This is a genomic window from Streptomyces sp. NPDC020801, from assembly GCF_044334385.1.
Lineage (GTDB): Bacteria > Actinomycetota > Actinomycetes > Streptomycetales > Streptomycetaceae > Streptomyces.
Window position 1 is genome coordinate 1 of record NZ_JBIRST010000072.1, and the last position, 2403, is coordinate 2403.

General features: G+C 67.7%; 3 protein-coding genes. 2 read left to right on the top strand and 1 reads right to left on the bottom strand.

All coding sequences use genetic code 11. The features are described from left to right. Positions 1-851, top strand: an 851-nt coding sequence (locus tag ACH4UM_RS41730; protein WP_398191902.1) for a GMC oxidoreductase, incomplete at its 5' end; no start/stop codon positions are given. Positions 852-1115: 264 nt separating this feature from the next. Here the strand turns inward: ACH4UM_RS41730 and purU are convergent. After that, positions 1116-1988, bottom strand: coding sequence for a formyltetrahydrofolate deformylase (gene purU, locus ACH4UM_RS41735; RefSeq protein WP_398191905.1), 873 nt, complete (start codon positions 1986-1988; stop codon positions 1116-1118). A 218-nt stretch (positions 1989-2206) separates the two neighbouring features. Here purU and ACH4UM_RS41740 point away from each other — a divergent pair. Further along, positions 2207-2403: aldehyde dehydrogenase family protein (locus ACH4UM_RS41740; RefSeq protein WP_398191908.1), on the top strand; the 197-nt coding region annotated here is incomplete at its 3' end.

A 2403-nucleotide genomic window follows, 5' to 3' on the forward strand; every position in this document is an offset into this window, starting at 1 on the left:
TCGGCAACGCCGCCGAGCTGTCCGCCCTCGGCATCGACGTCGTCCACGACCTGCCGGGCGTCGGCGAGAACATGCAGGACCACCTCGAGGTGTACATCCAGTACGCCTGCAAGCAGCCCGTCTCCATGCAGCCGTACATGGCGAAGTGGCGCGCCCCCTTCATCGGACTGCAGTGGCTCTTCCGCAAGGGGCCGGCCGCCACGAACCACTTCGAGGCGGGTGGCTTCGCCCGCAGCAACGAGGACGTCGACTACCCCAACCTGATGTTCCACTTCCTCCCGATCGCGGTCCGCTACGACGGCTCCGTGCCCGCCGGAGGCCACGGCTACCAGGTGCACGTGGGACCCATGTACTCCGACGCCATCGGCTCGGTGAAGATCAAGAGCAAGGACCCGCGCGAGCACCCGGCGCTGCGCTTCAACTACCTCTCCACCGAGCAGGACCGCCGCGAGTGGGTCGAAGCGATCCGGGTCGCCCGCAAGCTCCTCAACCAGCCCGCCCTCGCCCCGTACAACGGCGGCGAGATCTCGCCCGGACCCGCTGTCGAGACGGACGAGGAGATCCTCGCCTGGGTGGCCAAGGACGGCGAGACCGCCCTGCACCCCTCGTGCACCTGCAAGATGGGCACCGACGAGATGTCCGTCGTCGACCCGCTGAGCATGAAGGTGCACGGGCTGGAGGGGCTGCGCGTGGTGGACGCGTCGGTGATGCCGTACGTCACCAACGGCAACATCTATGCCCCGGTGATGATGGTCGCCGAGAAGGCGGCCGACCTCATCCTGGGCAAGGAGCCGCTGCCGCCGTCCAAGGCCGGGTACTACCGCCACCGCGACGCCCAGAAGCAGGGGTGACCTCGGGGGCCGCCTCACGACTGCGCAAGCCGCTGTGGGGCGGCCAAGGGTCCGGAGCCCCCTTTTGACCTCACCGCCCGGCGCACGGCCGCCGCGTCGTCCCGCATGTTGCCCGCGAGGCTGTTGCGGGACGGCGCACCGAGCGTGCCGCAAGGGCTGGGCAGACCGCACTTCGCAGGCCGTATACGGCGGCGGACGGGCCGCCGTACGAAAGTGGGCGGGGCCGGAAGTCCAGCCCCGCCCACTGACGTGCCCGTCCGCTGCTCAGCGGAAGACCACGGTGCGGTTGCCGTCGGTCATCACCCGGCTCTCGCTGTGCCATTTCACCGCGTGCGCGAGTACCTGTGCCTCCACGTCCCGGCCGACCGTGACGAGCTCGCCGGGGTCGAGGGAGTGGTCGACGCGGACCACGTCCTGTTCGATGATCTGGCCCTCGTCCAGGTCCGGCGTCACGTAGTGCGCCGTGGCGCCGACGAGCTTCACCCCGCGGTCATAGGCCTGCTCGTAGGGGCGTGCTCCCTTGAAGCTGGGGAGGAAGGAGTGGTGGATGTTGATGGCGCGGCCTTCGAGCTGCTTGCAGAGGTCGTCGGAGAGGATCTGCATGTAGCGGGCCAGGACCACCAGTTCGACGTCCAGTTCCCGCACCAGCTCCAGCAGCCGGGCCTCCGCCTCGGCCTTGGTGTCCTTTGTGACCTGTATGTGGTGGAATGGGATTCCATATGTCTCTGCCAGGCCCTCGAAGTCGCGGTGGTTGGAGACGATGGCCGGGATCTCGATGTTGAGGGAACCGGTGCGCCTGCGGAAGAGCAGGTCGTTCAGGCAGTGCCCGAACTTGGACACCATGATGAGCGTCCGGGTCGGGGTGGAGGCGTCCCGCAGGGTCCAGGAGATCCCGTAGGCCTCGGCCACCGGAGCGAACCGGGAACGCAGAATTTCCAGATCGACGGCGGGGTCGGAGGCGTCGAAGTGGACCCTCATGAAGAAGCGGCCCTGGAGCCGGTCGTCGAACTGCTGGCTCTCGAGGATGTTGCCGGAGTTGCGGACGAGGAAGCCGCTCACGGCGTGGACCAGTCCCGCGCTGTCGGGACACGACAGGGTGAGGACGTACTCGCGGCCAGGCTGAGGTCGAGGGGACATATATGGCCTCCGTGGATGCGTATTGCGCAACTCATTGAGCGATGAGCAACATAGTTGGCCTGGATGGGGTCCTCGGTCAAGGTGTAAGGGCCGGATGGTCCCTTGTGAAATCGTCATCCGCCACCCTCTTGACGTCTGTCTGCGCATTCGCCATGGTGTTCCACCACAAGCAATTCATTGCACGATGCGCAACGCATTTCGGTCGGAGGGCTCGGCGCGTGGCAGACCTGTACGTGGATGGTGAATGGCGGGAGCCGACGGCAGGCGGCCGCCGGGAAATCCGATGTCCCGCCGACGGCACGCTCAGCGCGACCGTCTCGGAGGGGACCCGCGCCGACACCGGGGCGGCGATCGCCGCGGCCCGCCGGGCCTTCGACGCGGGCTCCTGGCCGCACACCCCGGAACGTGAGCGTGG

Excerpts from the sequence above, each read along its gene's own strand:
- purU (WP_398191905.1), bottom strand. The coding sequence starts at position 1,988 with ATGTCCCCTCGACCTCAGCCTGGCCGCGAGTACGTCCTCACCCTGTCG.